Annotated in this window: 20 protein-coding genes and 2 tRNA genes; 17 read left to right on the forward strand and 5 right to left on the reverse strand. The window is 71.2% G+C overall.

Going from position 1 to position 26,227, the window contains the following annotated elements; genetic code table 11:
* Nucleotides 1–14: 14 nt before the first annotated feature.
* Nucleotides 15–1,097: an NAD-dependent epimerase/dehydratase family protein gene (locus ACQPZP_RS10835; protein WP_433477501.1), complete on the forward strand. Its 1,083-nt coding sequence runs from the start codon at nucleotides 15–17 to the stop codon at nucleotides 1,095–1,097.
* 41 nt (nucleotides 1,098–1,138) lie between these two features.
* On the opposite strand, the gene ACQPZP_RS10840 is transcribed toward ACQPZP_RS10835, so the two are convergent.
* On the reverse strand, nucleotides 1,139–4,060 hold the full coding sequence (locus ACQPZP_RS10840; protein WP_433477502.1) for a UPF0182 family membrane protein: 2,922 nt from the start codon (nucleotides 4,058–4,060) through the stop codon (nucleotides 1,139–1,141).
* Between the two features lie 118 nt (nucleotides 4,061–4,178).
* Here ACQPZP_RS10840 and ACQPZP_RS10845 point away from each other — a divergent pair, with 118 nt between their 5' ends.
* From ACQPZP_RS10845 to ACQPZP_RS10865, 5 genes are all read left to right on the forward strand, one after another.
* A complete protein-coding gene (locus tag ACQPZP_RS10845) occupies nucleotides 4,179–4,709 on the forward strand; it encodes a PPA1309 family protein (protein WP_433477503.1) in 531 nt (176 codons plus the stop codon).
* A gap of 26 nt (nucleotides 4,710–4,735) precedes the next feature.
* Nucleotides 4,736–5,185 (forward strand): molybdenum cofactor biosynthesis protein MoaE, encoded by a 450-nt coding sequence (locus tag ACQPZP_RS10850; protein WP_433477504.1) that lies wholly within the window; start codon nucleotides 4,736–4,738, stop codon nucleotides 5,183–5,185.
* 27 nt (nucleotides 5,186–5,212) lie between these two features.
* Complete coding sequence (locus tag ACQPZP_RS10855) at nucleotides 5,213–6,262, forward strand: YlbL family protein (RefSeq protein WP_433477505.1); 1,050 nt, start codon at nucleotides 5,213–5,215, stop codon at nucleotides 6,260–6,262.
* A gap of 50 nt (nucleotides 6,263–6,312) precedes the next feature.
* A tRNA-Met gene (locus ACQPZP_RS10860) sits at nucleotides 6,313–6,386 on the forward strand.
* A gap of 299 nt (nucleotides 6,387–6,685) precedes the next feature.
* Nucleotides 6,686–8,260, forward strand: coding sequence for an acyl-CoA synthetase (locus tag ACQPZP_RS10865; protein ID WP_433477506.1), 1,575 nt, complete (start codon nucleotides 6,686–6,688; stop codon nucleotides 8,258–8,260).
* On the opposite strand, the gene ACQPZP_RS10870 is transcribed toward ACQPZP_RS10865, so the two are convergent.
* Complete coding sequence (locus ACQPZP_RS10870) at nucleotides 8,257–9,354, reverse strand: PucR family transcriptional regulator (RefSeq protein ID WP_433477507.1); 1,098 nt, start codon at nucleotides 9,352–9,354, stop codon at nucleotides 8,257–8,259. The two genes, ACQPZP_RS10865 and ACQPZP_RS10870, sit on opposite strands and share 4 nt — an antisense overlap.
* Nucleotides 9,355–9,470: 116 nt before the next feature.
* Between ACQPZP_RS10870 and ACQPZP_RS10875 the strand changes: the two genes are divergently transcribed.
* Nucleotides 9,471–10,379, forward strand: coding sequence for a proline dehydrogenase family protein (locus ACQPZP_RS10875; protein ID WP_433477508.1), 909 nt, complete (start codon nucleotides 9,471–9,473; stop codon nucleotides 10,377–10,379).
* Nucleotides 10,380–10,395: 16 nt separating this feature from the next.
* Nucleotides 10,396–12,027 (forward strand): L-glutamate gamma-semialdehyde dehydrogenase, encoded by a 1,632-nt coding sequence (gene pruA, locus ACQPZP_RS10880; RefSeq protein WP_433477509.1) that lies wholly within the window; start codon nucleotides 10,396–10,398, stop codon nucleotides 12,025–12,027.
* A 12-nt stretch (nucleotides 12,028–12,039) separates the two neighbouring features.
* On the opposite strand, the gene ACQPZP_RS10885 is transcribed toward pruA, so the two are convergent.
* Complete coding sequence (locus ACQPZP_RS10885; RefSeq protein WP_433477510.1) at nucleotides 12,040–13,245, reverse strand: cytochrome P450; 1,206 nt, start codon at nucleotides 13,243–13,245, stop codon at nucleotides 12,040–12,042.
* A 58-nt stretch (nucleotides 13,246–13,303) separates the two neighbouring features.
* Between ACQPZP_RS10885 and ACQPZP_RS10890 the strand changes: the two genes are divergently transcribed.
* From ACQPZP_RS10890 to ACQPZP_RS10920, 7 genes are all read left to right on the forward strand, one after another.
* On the forward strand, nucleotides 13,304–13,993 hold the full coding sequence (locus ACQPZP_RS10890) for a helix-turn-helix domain-containing protein (protein WP_433477511.1): 690 nt from the start codon (nucleotides 13,304–13,306) through the stop codon (nucleotides 13,991–13,993).
* Nucleotides 13,971–14,044: transfer RNA gene (locus ACQPZP_RS10895), tRNA-Met, on the forward strand. The genes ACQPZP_RS10890 and ACQPZP_RS10895 overlap by 23 nt, the downstream gene beginning before the upstream one ends.
* A gap of 341 nt (nucleotides 14,045–14,385) precedes the next feature.
* Nucleotides 14,386–14,760: a DUF3054 domain-containing protein gene (locus ACQPZP_RS10900; protein ID WP_433477512.1), complete on the forward strand. Its 375-nt coding sequence runs from the start codon at nucleotides 14,386–14,388 to the stop codon at nucleotides 14,758–14,760.
* Between the two features lie 95 nt (nucleotides 14,761–14,855).
* Nucleotides 14,856–16,505, forward strand: coding sequence for an AMP-binding protein (locus ACQPZP_RS10905; protein ID WP_433477513.1), 1,650 nt, complete (start codon nucleotides 14,856–14,858; stop codon nucleotides 16,503–16,505).
* A gap of 56 nt (nucleotides 16,506–16,561) precedes the next feature.
* On the forward strand, nucleotides 16,562–19,567 hold the full coding sequence (locus ACQPZP_RS10910; RefSeq protein ID WP_433477514.1) for an AMP-binding protein: 3,006 nt from the start codon (nucleotides 16,562–16,564) through the stop codon (nucleotides 19,565–19,567).
* 100 nt (nucleotides 19,568–19,667) lie between these two features.
* Entirely contained in the window at nucleotides 19,668–21,026 is a 1,359-nt protein-coding gene (locus ACQPZP_RS10915; RefSeq protein WP_433477515.1) for a cytochrome P450, read from the forward strand.
* Entirely contained in the window at nucleotides 21,023–21,832 is an 810-nt protein-coding gene (locus ACQPZP_RS10920) for an SDR family oxidoreductase (RefSeq protein ID WP_433477516.1), read from the forward strand. The genes ACQPZP_RS10915 and ACQPZP_RS10920 overlap by 4 nt, the downstream gene beginning before the upstream one ends.
* Here the strand turns inward: ACQPZP_RS10920 and ACQPZP_RS10925 are convergent.
* Complete coding sequence (locus ACQPZP_RS10925; protein ID WP_433477517.1) at nucleotides 21,829–22,692, reverse strand: oxygenase MpaB family protein; 864 nt, start codon at nucleotides 22,690–22,692, stop codon at nucleotides 21,829–21,831. The genes ACQPZP_RS10920 and ACQPZP_RS10925 overlap by 4 nt on opposite strands.
* 104 nt (nucleotides 22,693–22,796) lie before the next feature.
* Here ACQPZP_RS10925 and ACQPZP_RS10930 point away from each other — a divergent pair, with 104 nt between their 5' ends.
* Together ACQPZP_RS10930 and ACQPZP_RS10935 are read left to right on the forward strand one after the other, a co-directional pair.
* On the forward strand, nucleotides 22,797–23,417 hold the full coding sequence (locus ACQPZP_RS10930) for a TetR/AcrR family transcriptional regulator (protein WP_433477518.1): 621 nt from the start codon (nucleotides 22,797–22,799) through the stop codon (nucleotides 23,415–23,417).
* Between the two features lie 78 nt (nucleotides 23,418–23,495).
* Nucleotides 23,496–24,995 (forward strand): carboxylesterase/lipase family protein, encoded by a 1,500-nt coding sequence (locus ACQPZP_RS10935; RefSeq protein ID WP_433477519.1) that lies wholly within the window; start codon nucleotides 23,496–23,498, stop codon nucleotides 24,993–24,995.
* On the opposite strand, the gene lhgO is transcribed toward ACQPZP_RS10935, so the two are convergent.
* Nucleotides 24,992–26,179, reverse strand: a complete 1,188-nt coding sequence (gene lhgO / locus ACQPZP_RS10940) for an L-2-hydroxyglutarate oxidase (protein WP_433477520.1) — start codon at nucleotides 26,177–26,179, stop codon at nucleotides 24,992–24,994. The two genes, ACQPZP_RS10935 and lhgO, sit on opposite strands and share 4 nt — an antisense overlap.
* Nucleotides 26,180–26,227 lie beyond the last annotated feature (48 nt).

The following is a 26,227-nucleotide window of genomic DNA, read 5'->3' on the forward strand; positions in this document are numbered from 1 at the left end:
AAGGGGGCACCTCCGTGGCAACGGGCAAGGTTCGCCCTCGGCGTAGCAAGGGCCCGGTCGTCGCCGTCACCGGCGCGGCCACCGGGGCGGGGCGGCTGCTGGCCGCCCGGCTCGCCGAACGGGAAGAGATCCGCAAGGTCGTCGCGATCGACGGGCACCGGGGGGACGTGCCCGCGGTCACCTGGCGTGTCGTCGACATCCGGGATCCGCTGCTGTCCAACCGGCTCTCCGACGTCGACGTGATCGTCAATCTGGACATCGAGCGGTCCCCCGACGCGGACCCCCGCGAGCGGCGCACCCACAACGTCCGCGGCGCCCAGACCGTCGTCACCGCCGCCGCTGCCGCCCGCGTCCGCCGCGTGGTCCTGATCACCTCGGCGATGGTGTACGGGGCCGGACCCGGCAACGAGGTGCCGCTCGGCGAGGACGCGCCGCTGCTCGCCGAGGCCAGCACCTCCATCGCCGGCGACTACCTGGAGATCGAGGAGCTGGCGGCGACCGCGCATCTCACCCACCCGGGGCTGGACGTCACCGTCGTCCGTCCCGCCGCGCTCGTCGGGCCCGGCGTCGACACCGTCGTCACCCGGCACTTCGAGGCGCCCCGGCTGCTGTCGGTCAAGGGCAGCACCCCCGGCTGGCAGTTCTGCCACATCGAGGACCTCGCGTCCGCCCTGGAGGTCGTCGTCATCGAGGACGTGACCGGGCCCGTCGCGGTCGGCTGCGAGGGCTGGCTCGGCCCCGAGGAGGTCACCGAGATCACCGGCAAGCGCACCTTCGAGCTGCCCGCCGCGCTCACCTTCGGGATGGCGCAGCGCCTGCACCGGCTCGGCATGACCCCGGCGCCCGCCACCGACCTGCACTACGTCGCCTACCCGTGGGTCGTCGACTGCGCGCGGCTGCGGGCCGCCGGCTGGAAGCCGCTCTACGACAACGCCTCCGCCCTCCGCGCCGTGATGGACGAGACCGCGGGTCGGCACGCCGTCGTCGGCCGCCGCGTCGGCGGCAAGGAGGCCACCATGGCGACCGCCGCCGGCGCCACCGTCGCCGCGATCGGCGCGGCCGCCGCCATCCGCCGCGCCCGCAAGCGCCGCAGGTGAGCCCTCGGCCGGCGGGCCCGCCCCCCGGTTGAGGGGCGGCCTCAGCCGGAGGGTGGTGTCGCGCTCGGCGAGCCGGACGGGGACGGCGATCCCGAGGGTGACGGCGACCCCGACGGCGCCGGGCTCGGCGTGGTCTTCGGGGCCGCCTGGCCCGCCGCCGTCAGCGCCGCCTGCGCGTCCTTGATCCGCTTCCAGGCGTCGCCCATGCCCGGGTAGTCGCCCTTCTTCTGGGCGTTCTCGTAGTCCGTCACGGCCTTGTTGAGGTCGCTGATCGCCTTCTGCGCCGCCGCGCTCAGCTGGCCGCCCGGCGTCCCGGACGGCGACGCCGGCGTGCTCGTCCCGCCGAGGACCTGCTCCAGCGCCTCGCTGAACGTGTCGGCGGCGACGATCTTCTCGCGGTACCGGACGAGGATCTTGCCGAGGATCGGGTACGGCTCCTGCTCCTTACCGCCCGCCGCCTTCGTGTACATCGGCTCCACGTACAGCAGGTCCCCGCCGAAGGGGATCGTCAGCAGGTTGCCGGGCACGGTCTTCGTGCCACCCTGTCTCAGCGCGAACAGGTCGCCCTTCACCTGTGTGTCCGTCTCGAACGAGTTCTGCACCTGCCCGGGCCCGGTCGGCTGCGCGTTCCGCGGCATCTGCAGGATCTGGATCTGCCCGTAGTCGCGTCCAGGCGTCGACCCGACCGCCATGAACGCCGCGAGCTGCGGGTTGTTGACCGGGTTGAACACCGTCGTGAGCGAGAACGACGCGGCGTCTTGGCCCGGCATGCGGAGGCTCTGGTAGTAGGGAGGCTGCCGCTTGCCCTTGACCGTCGGGTCCTGCGGGACCTCCCAGAAGCCCTCACCGTTGTAGAACGCCGACGGGTCCGTCACGTGGTACTTCGTGAGGATCTTCCGCTGCACCTTGAACTGGTCCTGCGGATACCGGAAATGGGACTCCAGCTCCGGCGGTATCGACGTCCGCGGCTGCACGGTGCCGTCGAACACCTTCATCCACGTCTTGGTGATCGGGTCGTTCTCGTCCCACTGGTACAGGTGCACGGTGCCGTCGTAGGCGTCCACCGTGGCCTTCACCGAGTTGCGCAGATAGTTGATGTGGTCGTTGGCCTGCCGCGCCACCGCCGACCTCGTGTCGGTGATCGTGTCGTGGGTGGCCTCCCCGAGGCTCATCTCCTCCGAGTACGGGTAGCTGTTGGACGTCGTGTAGCCGTCCACGATCCACAGGATGCGGCCGTTCACCACCGCCGGGTACGGGTCGCCGTCCAGCGTCAGCCACGGTGCGGCCTTGTGCACCATCTCCCGGGGTGACCGGTCGTACAGGATCCGGGCGTTCTTGTTGATCGCGCCGGACAGCAGCAGATTCTTGTCCTGGAACTTCGCCGAGTACAGCAGCTTGTGCAGGAACGAGTCGATGGATACGCCGCCCTGACCGTCATAGGTGCTGCTCTGCTGCCCGGACGGGCTGTTGTCGGGGTAGTTCAGCTCTTGCTGGCCGCGCCCGCCGACCACCGAGTACCGCGGCGACCGCTCCCCGAAGTAGATCTCCGGCTGCGCCACCTTGATCTGCTGTGTCTGGGACACCGGCATGCTGTTGGTGACGAACTGGGGTTCCCCGCCGGAGGCGAACCGGTCGCCGAACGCGGACACGAATCCGTATCCGTGGGTGTAGACCATGTGGTCCTTCACCCAGCTGCGCTGTCCCGCCGGAGCCCCGGACAACTCGCGGAGCGCTACGATCGCGTCCACCGTCCTGCCGTCGACCGGGTACCGGTCTATGTCCAGGGTGTCGGGGAACCTGTAGAACGGGCGGCGGCGCTGCAGCTGCTGGAACGTCTCGCCCACCACGTTCGGGTCGAGGACGCGCACGCCGCCCAGGCTGTCGGCCTCCTCCTGCAGCTTCTTCTTGTCGGTCACCGGCTGCGACCCGTACGGGACGACATTCGCCCCGTCCACCCCGTACGCCTGCCGCGTGAACTGAATGTTGCGCTGGATGTACTGGCGCTCCTTCGCCAGCTCGTCCGGCTTCACCTGGAACTGCTGGATCAGCAGCGGGTACACACCGCCCAGCAGGATCGCCGACAGCACCAGCAGCGTGAACCCCACGCCCGGCAGCATCATCCCTCGCCGGAGCAGGTTGCTGAAGAACATCGCGGCGCACAGCAACGCGATGACGGCCAGGATCGTCTTGGCCGGCAGCAGCGCGTTGACGTCCGTGTAGGAAGCGCCGGTCGCCACCCCACGCTCCGAATGGACCAGCCCGTACCGGTCGAACCAGTACGCGACCGCCTTCAGCAGGATGAACAATCCGAACAGCACCGACAGGTGGGCCCGCGCGGGCGGGCTCGCCTTGTCGCCCGGCCCCTGCAGCCGCAGCCCCCCGTACAGGTAGTGCACCATCACCGCGGCCAGGATCGACAGGATCACCGTCGCGAAGATCACACCGAGGACGAGGCGGAGGAACGGATACGTGAAGACGTAGAACGACACGTCCTTGTGGAACTGCGGATCCTTCACCCCGAACGGCGTCCGGTTCAGGAACGCCAGCCACACCGGCCACTGGCCCGCCACCGACGACCCCGTCAGCACCCCAAGCACCCCGAGCAGCGCACCCGCGATCAGCCGCCGCCGCGGATCGATCACCGCCCGGTACCGCTCCAGCCCCTGCTGCTCCACCGACAGCGGCCGGTACGCGGGGCGCAGCCGGTACGCGACCACCACGTTCGCGCCCACCACCAGCACCATCAGCAGCCCCGCCCCGAAGAACAGGATCAGCTTCGCCTGCAGCTGCGTCGTGTAGACCGACGAGAATCCGATGGAGCGGTACCAGAGCAGGTCCGTGTACGTCGACGTGAAGACCATGAACGCGACCAGCAGCACGGCCAGCGCCACCAGCGCCGGTAGCAGCAGCCGTGTCCGTCCGGTACCGAGCCGGCGCCCGAAACCGGGAGTCCGGAAGGTCAAGTGGCCCCTCCGATCGAGAGCTCGCCCACCGGCCGCCCGCCGGTGCTGTAGATGCAACTTACCGACTGGGACGCGGGTTCCCGCATTTCCCCGTGCTGAATGGGGGAAAGATGGGCGCGTGAGTCTTCTGGAAGAAGTCGTGCTGGACCTTGAACGTCATTCGGCTCAGGAGGGCTGGGACAGCGCGCCGCGCATCTACGCCCTCGTCCGCAGCACCGAACTGCGCCGCGCCGAACCCGACCTCGCCGACCAGCTCGGCCTGCCCCCCGACGCGGACACCCTCGCCGCACTCGAACAGCCGTCCCTCCCCGACAAGGCCAGCGTCGAGGACGCCCTCGCCACCATCGCCTGGCCCGACGCCGTCGAAGGCTGCGCCCTCGTCATGGAACGGATCGTCCTGCCGCCCGACGCCGAGGACGACATCCCCGAAGACGAGGCCGAGGCCGCCGAATACGCCGCGTCCCACCCCAAGCGGGAAGACGTGCGCATGATCGTCGGCGTGCTGCGCGACGGCGCCCGGCACTCCGCCCTGCGGCTGCGCCGCCACGACGCCGACGACGAGGTCCTCACCGGGCCCGACCTCGTCCCCGCCCTCGCCGAAGCCCTCGCCGCCACCTTCGAACCAGACGAACCCGGACCGCGGGGATAGCCGCCCCGCCGGGTAGCCTGCGGGACGTGAGCGAAAGCGTTCCGGAAAGCGGCGGAGACGTCATCAGGCTGATCGGCGTACGCGACACGCCCCTGTCCGTGGACGAGGTGTACGCCGCCGTCGGCGCCCCCGGCGCCGGCGGCACCGCCGTCTTCGTCGGCACCGTCCGCGACAACGACCACGCCCGCGCCGTCACCGCCCTCTCCTACAGCATCCACCCCACCGTCGAGCGCGAACTCCGCGCCGTGATGGAGAAGGTCGCCGCCGACTTCCCCGTGCTGGGCCTCGCCGCGCTGCACCGCGTCGGCGACCTGCGGATCGGCGACATCGCCGTCGTCGTCGCCGCGTCCTGCCCCCACCGCGGCGAAGCGTTCGACGCCTGCCGGCGGCTCATCGACGACCTCAAGGCGACCGTGCCCATCTGGAAGCACCAGACGTTCGCCGACGGCGGCGACGAGTGGGTAGGAGCCTGCTGACCGCCCGAACCGCATAGAGTTTCCGGCATGTCTCGTCGTGCCGCCACGCTCAGCCTCGCGAGCGTGCTCGTCCTCGTGCTCGCCCTCATCGGCTCCGTCATGCAGGTGCCCTACGTGGCGCTCATGCCCGGACCCACGAGCAACACCCTCGGCACGAACGACAAGGGACAGCCCCTCATCAGGATCGACGGCCGCAAGACCTACCCCGACGAGGGCCACCTCAACTTCACCACCGTCACCTACCGCGGCGGACCCGGCGGCCGCATCGACCTGTTCACCGCCCTGCGCGGCTGGCTCGCCGGCGACACCGCCGTCGTCCCCGAAGACACGATCTTCCCCAAGGACGAGTCGCCCAAGCAGGTCGACCAGGAGAACACCCGGGCGATGCAGGACTCCCAGCAGAACGCCGAAGCCGCCGCCCTCCACGAACTCGGCATCCCCGTCACCACCCGCGTCGTCATCGACGGCGTCCAGAAAGGACGCCCCGCCGACGGCGCCCTCAAACCGGGCGACGAGGTCACCGCACTCGACGGCGCCAAGGTCACCAGCGTCTCCCAGGTCACCGGCTCCATGGCCGAACACAAGATCGGCGACTCGGTCACCCTCACCTACACGCGCGACGGCAAAGAGCAGAAGGCCACCCTCAAGACCGTCGCCGACCCCACCGGCAAACGCCCCGTCGTCGGCGTCGTCCTCGCCGACCAGTACAAGTTCCCCTTCAAGATCGACATCAGCATCGGCGACATCGGCGGCCCCTCCGCCGGCCTCATGTTCTCCCTCGCCATCGTCGACAAACTCACCCCCGGCCCCATCACCCAGGGCAAATTCATCGCCGGCACCGGAACCATCACCCCCGACGGCAAGGTCGGCCCCATCGGCGGCATCCAGCAGAAGATGATCGCCGCCCGCAACGCCGGCGCCACCGTCTTCCTCACGCCCAAGGACAACTGCGCCGACGCCGCCGGCGCCCGCCCCGACGGCCTCCGCCTCATCCGCGCCGACACCCTCCACGACGCCGTCCAGTCCCTCAACGCCCTCACAAGCGGCAAAGGCACCATCCCCGCCTGCACCAAATGACGCCGCCCGTACAGACCACTCCGCCCCATGCCATAGACTTAAGACATCACCGCGGGGTGGAGCAGTTCGGTAGCTCGCTGGGCTCATAACCCAGAGGTCGCAGGTTCAAATCCTGCCCCCGCTACTAGTCCTCGGGTCCCCCTGGTCGCAGGCTTTGCCTGCTCCCCAGGGGGACTCTTCGCATTTCGCCCGGGGGGACGACCCCCCGGAGCCCCCCGTACCTCCGCCATCCCCCACCCGCCCGCCCCTGGGGCTCCGCCCCTATCCCCCGGGTTGTTGCGGGGTTTCGGTTGGCGTTGGCCGCCTCTGGGGCTTCGTTCCTCGATCCCCTTGCCCCCGTTCGGGGGTGGTGTGGGGGGTGTGCGAGGTGGTTACTATCGCGGCTTACGCGTCCTGCCTGGGGTTTTGTGGGGGTGTGGGGTTATGTCCTCGTCTGTTGTTCGTGCTCGTCAGCATTCTGTTGGGGATCTGCTGCATCGGACGGCGCGGCGGTATCCGTTGAAAGTGGCCGTGGTCAGCGGGGAGTTGCGGGTCACGTTCTCGGAGTTCGACGTCGCTGTGAACCGGGCTGCGCATGCGCTTTCGGCGCGGGGGCTGCGTAAGGGGGACCGGCTGGCGCTGCTCAGCCACAACTGCTGGGAGTTCGCCTTGCTGGCCTTCGCCACGGCGAAGCTCGGTGTGGTGCTCGTGCCCGTCAACTTCATGCTCAACGCGGAGGAGATCGCCTACATCCTCCGGCATTCCGGGGCTTCCGGGATCGTCGCGGAGGACGGGCTCGCTTCGACCGCCGAGAAGGCGCTGGCCACGGCGGGTGTCGCCGGGGGCGTGCGCGGGTGGATCCCGCTGTCCGGAACCTCCCCTGGGGAGGGGTGGGAGGACGTCGGCGCCTGGTGGCGTGAAGGGCCCGCTGCGGCTCCCGAGGTGCCCGTCGGGGACGATGATCCGCTGCGGCTCATGTACACGTCGGGGACCGAATCCCGGCCCAAGGGCGTGATGCTGTCCAGCCGCTCGCTGGTCAGCCAGTACGTGAGCTGCGTGATCGACGGCGAGATGAGCGCCGACGACGTGGAAGTGCACACGCTGCCGATGTACCACTGCGCCCAACTCGACTGCTTCTTCTCCGTCGACGTCTATCTCGGGTCCACCAGCATCATCCTGCCCGGGCCCGATCCCGCGGTGCTGCTGGAGACGATCGAGCGGGAGAAGGTCACCAAGCTGTTCTGCCCGCCGACCGTCTGGATCTCGCTGCTGCGGCATCCCGACTTCGACAAGCGGGATCTGTCCTCCTTGAAGAAGGGGTACTACGGGGCCTCGGCCATGCCTGTGGAGGTCCTGCGGGAACTGATGCGGCGGCTGCCGGACGTGCGGCTGTGGAACTTCTACGGGCAGACGGAGATGGCGCCGCTCGCGACCATCCTGCGCCCCCACGAGCAGCTCGAACGGGCCGGAAGCGCCGGGCGTGCGGCCATCAACGTCGAGACCATGCTGGTGAACGATGACGACGAGCCCGTCCCTCCCGGTGAAGTGGGTGAGATCGTCCATCGGAGCCCGCACGCGGCTCTCGGGTACTACCGCGACGAGGAGAAGACCGCCGAGGCGTTCCGGGGCGGGTGGTTCCACTCCGGCGACCTCGGGGTCATGACCGAGGACGGTCATCTTTCGGTCGTCGACCGGAAGAAGGACATGATCAAGACGGGTGGCGAGAACGTCGCCAGCCGCGAGGTCGAAGAGGCCGTCTACGAGCTGGACGGCGTGGCCGAGGTCGCCGTCTTCGGGATCAGCCACCCGCACTGGATCGAGGCCGTGACCGCGGTCGTCGTGCCCAAGGCGGGGGCCGCGTTGAGTGTGGACGACGTCCTCGCGCATGCGCGAGAGCGGCTCGCGGGGTACAAGCGGCCCAAGTACGTGGTGCTGGCGGATTCGCTGCCGAAGAACCCCAGCGGCAAGATCCTCAAGCGCGACCTCCGCGCCCGGCACGCCGGCCTGGCCGACGCCTAGGTTCCTTCCTGCTTCAGGTGCGGGGTGAGGGTCAGGGCCAGGTGGAGGGTCAGGCGGTCTTGGCCGTTGGTGAGGGTCAGGGACGTCAGGTCTTCTATGCGGCGCAGGCGGTGGTAGAGGGTTTGGCGGTGGATGTTCAGGGTCTTGGCCGTTTGCTGGACGTTGCCTGCCAGGTCCAGGTATGTGCGGGCTGTTTCGGCCAGGTCCTTGTGCTTTAGGAGGCGGTCGGTGCCCCTGGTTTGTGTTGTCTGGGCCAGGGCTTCGTCGCCTGCCGTGCGGAGGAGGCGCAGGACGCCCAGGGACGTCCAATCGCGGGTTTCGCCGGGGGCTGCGGTTCGGGCCGCCACTCGGGCTCGGAGCCAGCCTTCGTGGACGTCGTCCAGCGTTGGGCAGGGTGTGTAGACGCCCGCTTGGACGGGGGCGTTGCGTTCCTCCAGGAGGCGCCGGGCGCGGGCGATGGTGGCCGGCGCGTTGGCGGGGATGAGCAGGACGTGGTCCCGCTGCCAGACGGTGGTGAGGACCGAGTGGGGGAGCAGCCACGGGTTGAGCGGTTCGTGGCTCGGGGTCCGCAGGACGGCCACGGTCAGCGGCGGGTCGGCCGCTCCGGCGTCCGTGAGGTCGTCGGCGGCCTGGGTTCTGACGTCCGGGTGGGTGGAGAGCAGGTCGGCCACCTTGTAGCCCAGGTCGTCGCGTTCGCGGGCCTGGCGGGCCATGAGGAGACCGGCGCGTTCGCAGAGGGGGATGGCCTCTGTCGCCTGGGTGTCCGTTATGCGTTCCTGGTCGTCCAGGAGCCACAGGTAGCCGTAGGTGACGTTGTTCCAGCGGACGGGGAGACACAGCCGGCCGAGCTGGCCGAGTGACGTGTCGGCGGGGATGCGGACGGGGCCCGTCGCGCGGGCGATGCCGTGCCGTTCGAAGCGGGCGCGGACGGCCTCGGTGGCGCGGCGGTGCAGGATCGAGGCCGTGCGGACGGGATCGATCGTGTCGCCGTGGGCGGCGTAGGCGACGAGGTGGAAGTCGCGGTCCTCCAGGGTCGCCGGCGCGCGGAGGAGGTCGGCCGCCTGTTCCACGATCTCCTGGAGGTCGGGTGCCATGGGAATCCTTCGTACGTTTGTATGAAGATGGTGGGTCTTCAAAGTGGCATCTGACTATATGGGGCGAGGGTTTCTGCTCCTAACGTGCGAGGTGTTCCCCGACGCTGGAGGCGCTCATGCCCAGCCCTCTTCTGCTCGCCGCCGCGCGGAGCGGGCGGATGCGCGATCTGGTCACTTCCATGCCCCTGACCAGGGGAGTCGTCGACCGGTTCGTCGCCGGTGACGATCTGGACGCCGCCCTCGGCGTGGTGCGGGAGCTGGCGGCGGCAGGGCTCGACGTCACTCTCGACCACCTTGGCGAGCACACCCGGGAGCCCGCCCAGGCGGTCGCCACCCGGGACGCCTATCTGCGGTTGTTCGCGGCCCTTGACGAGCAGGGGCTCGCGCAGGGCGCCGATGCCTCCGTGAAGCTGTCCGCCCTGGGGCAGGCGTTGCCCGGTGAGCTCGCCCTCGATCACGCGCGGGAGATCTGCGCCGCCGCCGGACGTGCCGGGATGACGGTCACGCTCGACATGGAGGACCACACGACGGTCGACGCGACGCTGGAGACCCTCGGCAAGCTCCGGAGCGACTTCCCCTGGGTCGGGGTCGCCGTGCAGGCGATGCTGCGGCGCAGTGAGGGCGATCTGCGGGAGCTGGTCGGTGAGGGCTCGCGGGTGCGTCTCGTCAAGGGCGCCTATGCGGAGCCCGCTTCGGTGGCCTTCCAGGGCCGGGGCGAGATCGACCGGGCCTATGTGCGGGGGCTGCGTCTCCTCATGCGGGGGGACGGGTACCCGATGGTCGGGAGCCACGATCCGCGGATCATCGAGATCGCGCTGACCCTGGCCGCGGACAGGCCACCCTCGTCGCACGAGTTCCAGATGCTCTACGGGATCCGGGCCGCCGAACAGAGGCGGCTCGCCGAGGGGCACCGGATGCGCGTCTACGTCCCGTACGGGGCCGACTGGTACGGCTACTTCATGCGGCGCCTGGCCGAGCGGCCCGCCAACCTCGTCTTCTTTCTCCGTTCGTTCATCTCCCGCTAAGAAGGGTCCCCTTTCCATGGACGCAGTGACCAACGTGCCGGCGCCGGTGAACGAGCCGGTGCGCGGATATGCGCCGGGCAGCGCCGAGCGTGCCCGGCTGGAGGCGAAGCTCGCCGAACTCACCGCCGCGGCCCCGATCGACCTGCCCATGACCATCGGCGGAGAGCGGCGGCTCGGCGGCGGCGCCAAGGTCGCCGTCGTGCAGCCGCACCGGCACGCGTCCGTCCTCGGGACGTTCGGCACCGCCACGCGGGACGACGCGCGGGACGCCGTCGCGGCCGCGCTGGAGGCCGCACCGGCGTGGCGGGCGCTGTCCTTCGACGACCGGGCCGCGATCTTCCTGCGGGCCGCCGACCTGCTGGCCGGGCCGTGGCGCGAGACGCTGCTGGCCGCGACGATGCTCGGGCAGTCCAAGACCGTCCAGCAGGCGGAGATCGACAGCCCGTGCGAGCTCGTCGACTTCTGGCGGTTCAACGTGCACTTCGCCCGGCGGATCCTCGCCGAGCAGCCGATCAGCGACCCGGGCGTGTGGAACCGGTCCGACCACCGGCCGCTGGAGGGGTTCGTCTACGCGATCACGCCGTTCAACTTCACCGCGATCGCCGGGAACCTGCCGACCGCGCCCGCGCTGATGGGCAACGTGGTGGTCTGGAAGCCGTCGCCCACGCAGACGTACTCGGCCGTGCTCCTCATGCGGCTGCTGGAGGAGGCCGGGCTGCCCCCCGGCGTCATCAACCTGGTGACGGGCGACGGGCTCGCCGTGTCGGACGTGCTCCTCCAGCATCCCGATCTGGCCGGGATCCATTTCACCGGCTCGACCGCGACGTTCCGGCACCTGTGGAAGACGGTCGGGAACAACATCGAGAAGTTCCGCGGCTACCCGCGGATCGTGGGGGAGACGGGCGGCAAGGACTTCGTCGTCGCGCACCCCTCCGCCGACCGGGCCGTGCTCAGGACCGCGCTCGTGCGGGGCGCCTTCGAGTACCAGGGGCAGAAGTGCTCCGCCGCATCGCGCGCCTACGTCCCGCGCTCCATCTGGGACGACGGGTTCAAGGAGGAGCTGGCCGCCGAGGTCGACGGGCTGACCATGGGGGACGTCGCCGACCTGTCCGACTTCATCGGCGCCGTCATCGACGAGCGGGCCTTCGCCAAGAGCAAGGCGGCGATCGACCGCGCCCAGGCCGACCCGGACGTCGAGGTCGTGGCCGGCGGGACGTACGACGACTCGGCCGGGTACTTCGTCCGGCCGACCGTGCTCGTGTCCGGTGACCCCGAGAACGAGATCTTCCGGACCGAGTACTTCGGGCCGATCCTGGGCGTCCACGTCTACGAGGACGACCGGTACGACGAGATGCTCGCCCAGATGGAGTCGATCGCGGACTACGCGCTGACCGGCGCCGTCATCGCGACCGACCGGGCGGCCGCCGCCCGCACCGCCGAGGTGCTCCGGTACGCCGCCGGCAACTTCTACATCAACGACAAGCCCACCGGCGCCGTCGTCGGGCAGCAGCCGTTCGGCGGCGCGCGGGCGTCCGGCACCAACGACAAGGCCGGGTCCGTGTTCAACCTGCTGCGCTGGACGTCGCCGCGCTCCATCAAGGAGACGTTCGTGCCGCCGACCGACTACCGGTACCCGCACATGGGATAGCCGGCCGGTCGGTCACCCCCCGATGCCCGTGGCTGGGAGCGAGACCCAGCCACGGGTGAAGGGGGACGAGATCCGCCGCGCGTTCGGCAGGTCCACGCCGATGCCCGGATGCGCGCCCAGCAGCTCTTCGAACGCGACGCGGGCCTGGAGCTTCGCCAGGTGCGAGCCGATGCAGAAGTGGACGCCGCTGGAGAAGCCCAGATGCCGCGGGATCTCCCGGGTGACGTCCAGTTCCCCGGCGGACCGGCCGAACTCGCGCTCGTCCCGGTTCGCCGAACCGAACAGCATCATCACCTTCTCGCCCTCCGGGATCTCCGTCCCGCGGACGGTCACGGGACGTGTCGTCGTCCGGGCCAGTGCCTGCACCGAGCTCTCCATGCGCAGGAACTCCAGCAGCGCGTTCGGGACGAGAGACGGGTCGGCCGCCAGCCGTTCGCGCTGGGCGTGGTCCCCGTCCAGGAGGGCCACGCCGTGCGAGATCAGGTTGCCGGTCGTGTCGTTGCCGCCCGCGACCATGACGAAGCAGAACCCGAGGACGTCCCAGTCGGAGAGGCGTTCCCCGCCCACCTCGGCCGCCGTCAGAGCGCTGATCAGGTCGTCGGACGGATCGGCGCGGCGTGCGGCGATCACGTCGGTGAAGTAGGCGAACATCTCCGCGACGGCGGCGGCCGCGTCGTCCTTCAGCGCCTTCAGCTCGAAGCCGTCGTCCTGCAAGGTCGTCAGCGCGCTCACCCACGGGTCGAACCGTGCCCGGTCCGCCTCCGGGACGCCGAGCAGATGCGCGAGCGCGAACGTCGGCAGGGGCGAGGAGAAGTCCCGGTGCAGGTCCGGTGCCACGCCGTCGGCCGCCTTGCGTTCCATGAGGGCGATCCGGGAGCGGACGAACTCGCGGAGAAGCTCCTCCAGGGCGCCGATACGGCGTGGAGTGAAACCGTGGCTGATCAGCCGCCGCAGGACGGTGTGCCTGGGCGGATCCAGCATCACGATCGTCGGGGCCAGGCCCAGCATGCCGATCTCGTCCGGATGGAAGGTCAGGCCCTGCGCGGACGAGAACGCCTCCGCGTCACGCGTCGCCGCCCAGATGTCGTCGAACCGGGACAGCGCCCAGAACGGCGGATCGTCATGACGATGGACCGGGTCGTCATCGCGAAGCCGCCTGTACGCCGGATAGGGGTCGGCCTGGAACGCGGGATCGAACGGGTCGTAGACATCCGTCATGGCGCGGCCTCCGGTTGTAACAGGCGCCGTTATTAACGCCCCCTGTTATTATCACCGGGTGCCGAAAGACGCAAGAGCCACCCGCGACGCCCTCATCCGCGCCGGCGCCCGCCTCTTCGCCGCCCACGGCATCGACGCCGCCCGCACCCGCGACATCGTCGCCCTCGCCGGACAGGCCAACGACTCCGCCATCACCTACCACTTCGGCTCCCGCGCCGGCCTCCTCGAAGCCATCCTCCGCGCCGGCATCACCCGCATGGAACCCGCCCGCGCCGCCACCCTCCCCACCCTCCACAACGGCGACCTCCACACCATCACCGCCGCCATCGTCCAGCCCACCGCCGACGAACTCCGCACCGAACACGGCCGCGACTTCCTCCGCATCACCGCCCAACTCGCCGGACACGCCCGCATCCGCGACCACCGCCTCCCCGCCCTCCTCCACGACACCGCACTCGCCGAACAACTCCGCCACCTCCAAACCGCCTGCCGCGCCACCCTCCCCGAACCCATCGCCCTCGAACGCATCTCCCTCCTCATCGCCTTCCTCACCGCCGCCCTCGCCGACCGCACCCAACGAATCGACCCCGCCACCAACGACCACACCCTCCTCGACCACGACACCTTCACCGCCGACCTCACCGCCATGCTCACCGCCGCCCTCCAAGCCCCACCCCCAACCGGTTTGCCTAACCCACCCCAGCCCCATACAGTTGACCCATCACCGCGGGGTGGAGCAGTTCGGTAGCTCGCTGGGCTCATAACCCAGAGGTCGCAGGTTCAAATCCTGCCCCCGCTACTAGTCCTAGGGTCCTCCTGGTCGCAGGCTTTGCCTGCTCCCCAGGGGGACTCTTCGCATTTCGCCCGGGGGGACGACCCCCCGGAGCCCCCCGTGCCTCCGCCATCCCCCACCCGCCCGCCCCTGGGGTTCCGCCCCTATCCCCCGGGTCGTCGCGGGGTGCTGTTGGCGTTCACGTGCGGTGGCGTTCACGTGCGGTGGCGTTCGGGTGGGGGTTGGGCGCCGCGGGTTCCGCTCCGGCCGCGGGCCGGGTCCGCCCCAGACCTCCCTCGTTGCTGCGGGGTGCTGCTGGCGGTTGCGTGTTGGGGTCCTGTGGTTTGGGTGGCGCTTAGCCTGGGGGGATGCGTTGGTCCTTGGCTGCGGTGCTCGATGTTCTTTGTGTGCTCGTCTTTGTTGCCATTGGGCGGGCCTCGCATGAGGAGGCCGCCAGTCTGGGTGGGTTCGCCACTACCGCTTGGCCGTTTCTGAGCGGGCTTGCTGTCGGGTGGGCTTCCTGGCGGGTTTGGCGGCGGCCGGAAAAGGTGGTGCCCGCCGGGGTCGGGGTGTGGGTGACGACCGTGGCCTTGGGGATGGTGCTGCGGGCCGTCTCCGGGCAGGGGACCGCCGGCGCGTTCGTGATCGTGGCTTCGGTGTTCCTGGGGCTGGTGTTGCTCGGATGGCGGCTCGTGGCCCGATTTGTGGGGGTTCGGGCGGTGTCGTCGGGCGCTGAGCGGTGACCATCTTGTTGTGGGAAGACGTCATTTGACGGGGAACGCGCCGTCCTGGTGAAGTTACCGGCGAGTCACGTCTGTCATTCCTCGGAGGGGACACGATGCAGTCTGCGCTGCGCGACTGGCTGGACAAGCCGAACACCGGACGCGGCGTTCACCTGGCGGCCGACGACGGTGGCTGGGAGTTCCGCGACTACGGTGAGCTGGCCTCCGCCGCGCGGCGCACCGCCGGGGCGCTGATCGAGGAGGGCGTCCGGCCGGGCGATGTCGTCTGCCTCATCCTGCCCACGGACTTCACCTGCATCGAGACGTACTTCGCCGTTTGGGCGGCGGGGGCGACCGTCTGCCTGATCACGCCGCCGCTGTTCCAGGACGGGGACGACTACGTTTCGCACGTCGCCGCGATCCTGCGGCAGGCGTCCCCTTCGCTGGTCGTCGCGTCGGAGGGGCTCGCGGAGTACGCGGGACGGGCCATGGGCGAGGCCGGGATGAGCGGGCGGCCCTGGCGGCCCCGGCAGGCCGCGGCGGAGGCCGAGGTCCGGCCCGCCGGGGAACTGGCGCTGCTGCAGTTCACGTCCGGGTCCAGTGGCGCGCCGCGCGGCGTCATGGTCACCTGGGAGAACCTGGCGGCCAACATCGAGCTGATCTCGCGGACGGCCGGGTTCGCCGATGACGACGTGGTGGCGTCCTGGCTGCCGCTGTACCACGACATGGGGCTGATCGGCTGCTTCCTGACGCCCATCGTGCGGCAGGGGTCGCTGAAGCTGATGCGGCCGGATCATTTCATCCGGGATCCGGCACGGTGGATCCGCTGCTTCGCGGAGGCGGCTCACACGGCGGCGCCGCCGTTCGCCTACGCGTACTGCGCGCGGCGGGTCAAGCCGGAGCAGCTGGAAGGGCTCGACCTGTCGGGCTGGAAGATGGCGCTGATCGGCGCCGAACCCATCGACCCGCATGCGCTGGAGGTGTTCGCGCAGCTCGTCGAGCCGTTCGGGTTCGCGCGGACGACGTTCAAGCCTGCCTACGGGATGGCCGAGACCACCCTGCTGGTCACCATGGACAACGCGCTGCGCAACCCGCTCGCGGTCCGGCCCGATCCGGAGGCGCTGACGTTCGGGGAACCCGTCCGGATCCTGGAGCAGCACCTGCTCGGGCCCGAGTCGCTCGGCGCGAAGGCGGGCTGGGTCGTCGGGTGCGGGAAGCCCGAGGACGACGTGCCCGTCACCATCGTGGACGACGAGGGCGACGCCCTGGCCGACGGGCTCCTCGGGGAGATCGTGGTCGGGGGGCCGTCGGCCTGCCCGGGGTACTTCGCGGGGGCCGAGGCCAAGTCGACCCGGTTCGCGGACGGGAAGGTCTACACCGGGGACGCCGGGTTCTTCCACGAGGGCCAGCTGTTCGTGCTCGGGCGGATGGGCGACAGCATCAAGGTGCGGGGACGGTCCGTCTACGTCGAGGACCTCGAATCGAAGATCGCCGAGGTGAGCCGGCTCGGGAAGGGGCGGATCGTCGTGGTCGGCGTCCCGGGCGCCGGGCAGAAGGGGCTCGCCCTGTTCGCCGAGACCCAGGACGAGTCCTGGGTCGGCGGTGTGCGGGAGATGCTGCGCAGGCGGGTCGGGGACGACGTGGAGCTGACGGTCGTCGTGGGGACCGGGCTGATCCAGCGCACGTCCAGCGGCAAGCCGCGCCGCCGCTACATGTGGGAGCGGCTGCAGGGCGGGCACCTGGAGGGCGCGCGCATCGTGCCCTGATTGCTAAAGCCAGTGATAACAGGACAACATGGCGTTGACGCTGCGAGAGGTCGACGATGCCGGTTGCCAAAACGCTGTTCCGCCTGGGCACACGCCTGGGCTCCACCGCCCAGAACGCCCTGGAGGTCGCCCGGTTCGGGGGCTTCGACACCGACGAGGACGCCTCCCCGTGCGAGGTGGTGACCGAGCAGCGGGTGTACCGGCTGCGGCACTACTTCCCCGAGTCGGCGGGCGGGCCGGTGATGCTGCTCGTCCCGCCGCTGATGATCACCGCGGAGGTGTACGACATCTCCTCGCGGGTCAGCGCGGTGCGGGTGCTGAGTGAAAGCGGCGTCGATCCCTGGGTGGTGGACTTCGGGGCGCCCGAGCGGGAACCGGGCGGCCTTGAGCGGACGATCACCGACCATGTGCTGGCCGTCAGCGACGCCGTGGACCGGATCCGCACCCTGACCGGGCGCGACGTGCACCTCGCCGGGTACTCGCAGGGCGGCATGTTCGTCTACCAGGCAGCCGCATACCGTCGCAGCGAGGGCATCGAGTCCGTCGTGACCTTCGGGAGCCCGGCCGACACGAGCGTCGGGCTGCCGTTCGGGCTGCCCGGCTGGCTCGCGTCCGAGGGCGTGGAGCGGGTCCCCGACTGGCTGCTGGGCGGCTTCGCGGTGCCCGGGTGGGTGACGCGGCTCGGGTTCCAGGCGCTCAGCCCGGTCAAGTCGGTGCGGTCGCGGATCGACTTCATCCTGCAGCTGCACGACCGGGAACGGCTCGCTCCGCGGGAGCGGCAGCGGCGGTTCCTGGAACGGGAGGGCTGGGTGTCGTGGCCCGGCCCGGCGCTGGCCGAGTTCATCCGGCAGTTCATCCAGCACAACAGGATGCTGACCGGCGGGTTCGTCATCGGGGACCGGCTCGTCACGCTCGCCGACATCACCTGCCCGGTCCTGACCTTCGTCGGCGAGGTGGACGAGATCGCGCCGCCGCCGATGGTGCGCGGGATCAGGCGGGCCGCGCCGCGCGCCCAGGTTTACGAGGCGTCCCTGCGCGCCGGGCACTTCGGCCTCGTCGTCGGCAGCCTCGCGATCGCGCGGACCTGGCCCGCGGTGGCGGCGTGGGCGCGATGGCGGGCGGGCGAAGGCGGCCTTCCCGAGATCGTCGCGCCCGTCACCGGGGACGAGGAGGCCGAACCGGCGGGACTGCCCGGCGGTCCCGCCGGATACGGGCTGCAGCTCGCGATGGGCGTCGGGACGAGCGCCGTCCGGTCGGCCTACCGGACCGCGTCGCGGGCCGTGCACGGCACCCGGCAGCTGTCCGGCGAGGCCGCGCAGAACCTGCCGAGGCTCGCGCGGCTGGAACGCATCCAGTCCGACACCCGCATGTCCATGGGGCTGCTCCTGGACGAGCAGGCCGGCCGCAGGCCCGGCGAGGTGTTCTTCCTGTACCGGGGGCGGCCCTACACGTACGAGGCGTCCAAGCGCCGCATCGACGCCGTCGTGCGCGGGCTGATCCACATCGGGGTGCGGCGCGGCGACGCCGTCGGCGTGCTCATGGGCACCCGGCCGACGGCGCTCGCGCTGGTCGCCGCGCTCAACCGGCTCGGCGCCGTCGCGGTGCTGCTGCGGCCCGACGGCGACCCCGCCGCGGAGGCGCGGCTCGGGCAGGTCACCCGGGTGATCGCCGACCCCGAGCACGCCGCGCGGGCCGCTGACCTGGACGGCGTCCGGACCTATCTGCTGGGGGCGGCCGGGCGCGGTGAGCGCGGGTCGCTGACGGACATGGAGACCATCGACCCGGAGCGGGTCGAGGTGCCGGGGTGGTACCGGCCGAATCCGGGACGTGCCGGCGATCTCGCCTTCGTGGTGTTCCGCGGTGACGGGGAGCAGCTGCGGGCGAGCCGGATCACCAACCGGCGGTGGGCCCTGTCGGCGTTCGGGACCGCGTCCTCGGCAGCCCTGTCCTCGTCCGACACCGTCTACAGCATCACGCCGCTCCAGCATCCGTCCGCGCTGCTGATGAGCCTCGGCGGCGCCGTCGCGGGCGGTGCGCGGCTCGCGCTCGCCAGCGCCTACGACCCGGAGACGTTCTGGGACGAGGCCCGCCGCTACGGCGTGACCGTCGCCTCCTACACCTGGACGCTGCTGCGCGACCTCGTGAACGCGCCGCCGGACCCGGCCGAGCGGCACCACGCCGTCCGGCTGTTCATCGGCTCCGGCATGCCGCGCAACCTGTGGCGGCGGGTCGAGGAACGGTTCGCCCCCGCCCGGGTGCTGGAGTTCTACGCCTCGACCGAGGGCGAGTCGGTGCTGGTCAACCTGAGCGGCAAGAAGCCCGGGTCGCTCGGCCGGCCGCTGCCGGGCAGCGCCGAGGTGCGGCTCGCCCGGTACGACCTGGAGCGCGGGCGGCTCGACGAGGGGCCGGACGGGTTCGCCGTCGAGTGCGAGCCCGGCGAGATCGGCATGCTGCTCGCCCGGGTGCGGCTGTCGGCCCTCGGCACGGCCGCCCGTCCCGTGCGGGGCGTCTTCCGGCCCGAGGACGCCTGGACGATCACCGGGGACCTGTTCCGGCGCGACACCGGCGGCGACTACTGGCTCGTCGGGCGGGAGACCGAGCTGATCCGCACGGCCGACGGGATCGTCCCGCCCGAGCCGATCCGGGACGCCCTCGGCCACCTGCCCTATGTCGACAGCGTGGCGGTCTACGGGATCCCGGTGGGGGACGCGGAGCTGGCGGCGGCGGCCGTGAGCCTGCGCGGCGTCGATGATTCCCGGCGGAGCCGGGCGGGGGGTGTGGGGGGTCGTCCCCCCACAGGGGATGCGCTCAAGCCCGTCGATCTGTCGGAGGCGCTGCTGCGGGTGGAGCCGGGGCTGCGGCCTTCGATCGTCCGGGTCGTGGACGAGGTGCCCGTCACGGCGGGACGGCGGCTGCGGACCGCGCCGCTGCGGGACGAGGGCGTCCCGCCGGCCGGCGACGGACGCGCGTACTACCGGGACAAGGCGGGCGCCTACCGGCCGCTGACGGAGGCGGCGCGGCGGCGGCTGCTCAGGGCGCCCGCCGCCCGGGAGGCCCGCTGACGGCCAAGTCACGGGCCATAAGCCTGGACTTACCGGCGCCCGCTACGTTAAGAACAAAGCAACAGAATTCGATTCTTTGTTGCACGCCTCCGGAGGGTTCATGACGAGCGTCCTCGCGCCGCCGCCGCAGGGCAGCGGCCTGAAACCGGTCCCCGGGGTGCCCGGCGTCCCGTACATCGGCAGCACGCTCGCCGTGATGCGCGACCCGATCGGGATGGCCCGCAAACGGTACGCCGAGTACGGCGCGGTCTCCTGGGGATGGCTGCTCGGCCAGCGGACGGTCACCGTCCACGGCCCCGAGGCGGCCGAGATCGTCCTGGTCAACCGGGACAAGGCCTTCGCGAACGGGCCCGCGTGGAGCTACTTCATCGGCCCGTTCTTCAACCGCGGCATCATGCTCCTCGACTTCGAGGAGCACCTGCACCACCGCCGCATCATGCAGCAGGCGTTCACCCGCCCCCGGCTGCGCGCCTACATGGACGCGATGGCGCCCGGCATCGTCAAGGGCGTCGAGTCGTGGGAGCCGGGCCAGGGATTCAAGGTCTACGACCACGTCAAGAAGCTCACGCTCGACCTCGCGGCGGACGTCTTCATGGGCGTCGAACTGGACGACGCCGAACGCGCGCGGATCAACGGCGCCTTCATCGACGCCGTCCGCGCGGGGACGGCCTACGTCCGGTATCCCGTCCCCGGCCTGCGCTGGCACCGCGGCCTGCGGGCCCGCAAGGTCCTGGAGGAGTTCTTCCATCGGCACCTGCCCGCCAAGCGCCGTGACGGTGGAGACGACCTGTTCGCGGCGCTGTGCCAGGCCGAGACCGACGACGGCGAGCGGTTCACCGACGAGGACGTCGTCAACCACATGATCTTCGCGCTGATGGCGGCGCACGACACGACCACCATCACGCTGACGACCATGGCGTACTACCTGGCCAAGCATCCCGAATGGCAGGAACGGCTGCGCGAGGAGTCGCTGGACCTCGGCACGGCGCAGCCCGGCTTCGACGACCTGGACGCCTTCACCGGCATCGACATGGTGATGAAGGAGTCGATGCGCTTGGTCACGCCCGTCCCGGCGCTGCCGCGCAAGGTCGTCAAGGACACCTCCATCCTCGGGTTCCACATCCCGGTGGGCACGACCGTCGTGGTGCCGATGCTCGGCAACCACCACATGGCCGACTGGTGGACCGACCCGGACGAGTTCGACCCCGGGCGGTTCTCCCCGGAGCGCCGCGAGGACAAGGCCCACAAGTACGCGTGGTCGCCGTTCGGCGGCGGCGCGCACAAGTGCATCGGGTTGCACTTCGCAGGGATGCAGGTGAAGACGATCCTGCACCAGGTGCTGCAGCGGTATCGGTGGAGCGTGCCCGCGCGGTACGAATGGCCGCTGGACACCACGTCCCTTCCGTCGCCGAAGGACGGCCTGCCCGTTCGTCTCGACCGTCTGGAGCACAACTCATGAGCAAGGTCGTCGTCATCACCGGGGCCGCGCGGGGGATCGGCCTCGCCACCGCCCGCGCGCTGAAGGCGAAGGGCGCCACGATCGTCATCGGCGACATCGACGAGGCCGCCGTCAAGGAGGCCGCCGAGTCGCTCGGCGTCACGGGCCTGGCCGTGGACGTCACCTCCCGCGAGTCGTTCACCGCGTTCCTCGACCGGGCCGAGGAGGCCGCCGGGCCGCCCGACGTCGTGATCAACAATGCGGGGATCATGCCGATCGGGCCGGTCACGGACGAGAGCGATGCCGACGCCCACCGCTGCGTCGACATCAACCTGCACGGCGTCATGCTCGGCACCAAGCTCGCGCTCGGCCGGATGCTGCCGCGCGGTTCGGGCCACATCATCAACGTCGCCTCCCTGGCCGGCGTGATGTTCACCCCGGGCCTCGCGCTCTACAACGCCAGCAAGGCCGCCGTCATCGCGTTCACCGAGGCGACCCGGCTGGAGGTGCGGGACCGGGGCGTGCATGTCAGCGCGGTCCTGCCGACGTTCACCAACACCGACCTGGTCGCCGGGACGAGCAGCCCGAAGGGCCAGCGCAACTGCGAGCCCGAGGACATCGCCGCCGCCGTCGTCGAGCTGATCGGACGCCCGCGCCCGCAGGTCGTCGTCCCGAAGAAGCTCGGCAGGCAGGCGCGGCTCGGGGCGCTGCTGCCCGACCGGGTCAGGCGGGCCGTCGCCCGCCGCTACGGGCTCGACAAGATCTTCCTGGAGTACGACCCGGAGGTCCGCAAGGCGTACGACGCCAGGATCCGCACCGGGTCCTAGGCGGCCCCGGCCGCCCGCCGGGCCCTGCGGAAGGCGCGGCGGGCCTGGGGGAGGTAGCGGACGGCCTCGGGGAGCAGCGGCCACACGCGGTTCGCCGCACGGACGGCCGCCGCGAAGCGCCGGTAGCGGCGCTCGTCGGCGGCGGTCCACGGGAGATCCAGCAGTTCGCGCATCCGCGGGTGCAGGCCGCCGACCGTGATGAACCGGGCGACCGCGTTCAGCGGCGGCGACACCGTCCGCCACACCGGTGCCGGGACCTTCGCGGGGGCGGGCAGGCCCTTCGTGACGTAGCCGACGCCGTACCTGGCGGTCTTGTGCGGGACGATCCCCTCGTCCAGCATCCGCTTCCAGTACGCCTGGAACGCCTCCCAGTCGTCCGGCATGGCCCGGTCGCTGACCCCGTACATCCGGAACCAGGTCTTGGACTCCTCGTAGATTTGGCGCCTCTCCGCCTCGTCCAGGGGCCTGATGAACGTCTCGACGCCGTACAGCATGTTGTCGAGGAAGGTCGCGTGCGCCCAGTAGTAGGTCTCGGGATCGAGCGCGTGGTAGCGGGAGCCGTCCGGCATCGTCCCCTTGATGTCGCGGTGGTAGTCGCGGACCTTCCGGCCCGTCTCGGCGGACCGCTCAGCGCCGTAGACCGTGTCCAGGATCGGCCCGGCCGACCGCTTCACCCTCGCGAACGTGTCGGAGAAGAACACCGAATGGTCGAGGACGCCCTGGCCGAGCGCGGGGAGCATGTTCTGCAGGACGGCCGCCCGCGGCCCGACGAGGACCATCCGGGTGTCGCCGAAGTACCGCCAGGTCAGCGAGCCGAGCCCGAGGGGAGCCGGGGGTCGCGCGTCGGCCTGGTCCGTCATGTGCACCGCCGGGATCCGAGACAGAACTACAGAACGACGATTATTGTAACTGTGTTGCGCTCGGCGGCCGCGAACCGGGCGCCCCGGACGGCTAGGGTGCGGCTATGACCACGGACGCGACACTGCGGGACCGGCTCGCGACCCCGGAGGCCGACGCCGACGATCTCGACACCCGCATCCTCGACGCCGCGCTCGCGGAGTTCGAGACCTACGGGCTGCGCAGGGTCAGCGTCGAGGACGTCGCGAAGCGGGCCGGGGTCGCGCGCACCACGATCTACCGGCGGTTCACCAACAAGGAGCAGCTGCTCCAGGCCGTGATCCTGCGCGAGTGCCGCCGGTTCCTCACCGCGATCGCCGAGGCCACCGAGGATCTGGCGTCCCCCGAGGACGCCGTGGTCGAGGGGTTCGTCGTCGGGCTGCAGAGCGCCCGCACCCACCCGCTCATGACGCGGGTCCTGACGAGCGAGCCGGAGGCGTTCCTGCCGCAGCTCGGCATGAACGGCGGCGCGGTGATGCTCGCCGCCCGCGACATCCTCGCCGACCGGCTGCGCCGCGCCCGCCCCGGCGACGCCGAGGACCACGACACCGTCGCCGAGGTGCTGCTGCGCCTCGCGGTGTCGCTGCTGCTCCTGCCGGGCGGCGGGCTCGCCCTGGACGACGAGGACGCCATCCGCGCGTTCGCCCGCGACTACCTCACCCGGATGCTGCGCCCCGGAAACGGCTGACGCCGGACGTTCCGCCGCCCGCGCCCGTCCCGTACGCTCCTGGTTATCGAATTTCGTTCTAGAGCCGGAGGCGGCGGCATGGCGGCGGTCGTTCAGACGTCCTATGGGAGGGTTCGCGGCACCGCACGGGACGGCGTCACCGCCTTCCTCGGCATCCCCTACGCCGCGCCGCCGTTCGGGCCGAACCGCTTCCGGCCGCCGCGCCCGCCGGAGCCGTGGGACGGCGTCCGCGACACCGTCGAATACGGGCCGACCGCCCCCAAGCCGGGCTACCCACGGCCGTTCGACAAGCTCGTTCCCGACCCCGACATCCCGGGCGAGGACTGCCTGAACCTGAACGTCTGGACGCCCTGTTTCTCAGGGCCCCTGGACGACGCGTCGCCGGAGCCCGGCGGCCCGGGGTTGCCCGTCATGGTGTGGATCCACGGCGGCGCGTTCCGGAACGGGTCCGGCGCCGTGCCCGTGTACGACGGCCACAACTTCGCGCGCGACGGCGTCGTCTGCGTGACGATCAACTACCGGCTCGGCGTCGAGGGCTTCGCGAATCTGCCCGGCGCGCCGCTCAACCGGGGGCTGCGCGACCAGATCTTCGCGCTGGAGTGGGTCCGCGACAACATCGCGGGCTTCGGCGGCGACCCCTCCCGGGTCACGGTGTTCGGCGAGTCGGCCGGCGGGATGAGCGTCACCACCCTGCTCTCCCTCGACCTCGGGCTCTTCCACCGCGCCATCGCGCAGAGCGGCGCCGGCGCCATCGCCCAGGACCCGGCCGACGCGATGCTCGTCACCGCGGAGATGGCCGCGCGGCTCGGCGTGGAGCCGACCGCGAAGGCGTTCGCCGCGCTCGACCCGGCCGCGATCATCCCCGTGCAGAACGCCGTCGCCGCCGAGGTCTCGATGGTGCCCGACCCCGGCCGCTGGGGCGCCACCACCGCGGCGGGAGGGATGTCGCTGACCCCGGTGCTGGACGGCGAGCTGCTCACCCGCCGCCCCGAGGACGCCATCGCGGACGGCGCCGGAAGCGGCGTGGACCTGCTCATCGGCTACACGTCCGAGGAGTTCCGGTTCTTCCTGATGCCGACCGGCCTCGCCGCCCAGCTCACCGACGACGTGCTGGGCTTCGTCACCGCGGGCATGGGCGTCCCGTCCGGGCTGCCCGCCGCCTACCGCGACCACCACCCGGACATGACGGCCGGCGAGCTGATGGCGACGATCATCACCGACAGCCTGTTCCGCATCCCCGCCGACCGCGCCGCCGCCGGGCACGCCGCATCGGGCGGGCGGACCTGGATGTACGAGTTCGCCTGGCGGTCGCCCAACCACGACCTCGGCGCCTGCCACGCGCTGGAGCTGGGGTTCGTGTTCGACAACCTGACCGGAGAGCGCGAGGGCCTGACCGGGCCGAACCCGCCGCAGGCGCTCGCCGACCGGATGCACCGCGCCTGGGTGGACTTCGCCGTCGCCGGAGACCCCGGCTGGGCGCGGTTCGACCCGTCCACGCGCCTGGTGAACGTCTTCGACGACCCGGCCGACGAGGTCGTCAACGACCCGCACGGCGACGACCGCAAGCTCTGGGACTAGAACCCCTCGGTGACGTGCTCCGCGATGGCCAGAGAGGACGTCGCGGCCGGGGACGGGGCATTGCGGACGGTGGTGACGGGGCCGAGACGTCCGATGCGGAAGTCGTCGACGAGGGAGCCGTCGGGGTCCACCGCCTGGGCGCGGACTCCGGCGGGCGCCGGGACGACGTCGGCGGCGGTCAGTTCCGGGACGAAGCCGCGCGCTTCGGCGACGAACGCCCGCTTGACCGCCGAGCCGTAGAGCTCCCTCGCGCCCGTCCGCCAGTGTTGCCGGGCGAGGTGACGGAAGCCCGGCCAGCGGAGGGTCTCCCACAGGTCCGCGGGGCGGACGTCGCGCCGCCGGTAGCCCTCCCTGGCCAGGGCCAGGACGGCGTTGGGGCCGACGTCCACGCCGCCGTCCACGCGGCGCGTGAAGTGCACGCCGAGGAACGGGTAGCGGGGGTCGGGGACGGGATAGATGAGGCCGCGGACGAGGTCCGTCCTGGACGGGACGAGCCGGTAGTACTCGCCCCGGAACGGGATGATCGCCGGGGCCGGGGAGTCGCCCGCCAGCCGCGCCACCCGGTCGGACTGGAGGCCCGCGCAGACCACCAGCCGGTCGAACGTCAGCTCCTCGTGCGGGGAGGCGACCGTGACGCGGTCGCCCGCCCGGCCGATGCGGACGACCTCGAAGCCGAGCCGGACCTCGCCGCCCCCCTTGGTCACGTCCTCCGCGAGTGAACGGGCCACCGCCGGAAAGTCGGCGATGGCCGTGGTGGGGGAGTGCAGGGCGGCGACCCCGGCCGCGTGGGGTTCGATCTCGCGCAGTTCCCCGCCCGTCAGGCGCCGCAGCCCCGGAACCCCGTTGGCCGTCGCGCGCCGCTCGATCTCGTCCAGGGCGGCCAGTTCGGCGGCGTCGCGCGCCACGACCACCTTGCCGCACTCCTCGTACGGCAGGTTCCGGTCGGCGCAGTATTCCTTGAGCAGGCCGATTCCGCGCCTGCACAGCGTCGCCTTCAGGGAGCCGGGCGCGTAGTAGAGGCCCGCGTGGGCGACGCCGCTGTTGTGGCCCGTCTGATGGGCCGCGACACGGTCCTCCTTGTCCAGGACCGTCACCTTCACGTCCGGACGCGTCTCCGCCAGCCGGCGCGCGATCGCCAGCCCGAGAATGCCCGCGCCGACGACGCCGGCCCGTGTCTCCGCCACACCCGCACCCTAACGGCGCGGGCCCTGCTCACTCCGGGGGCCGCCCCC

It is taken from the genome of Spirillospora sp. CA-142024 (assembly GCF_050942325.1).
Lineage (GTDB): Bacteria > Actinomycetota > Actinomycetes > Streptosporangiales > Streptosporangiaceae > Spirillospora.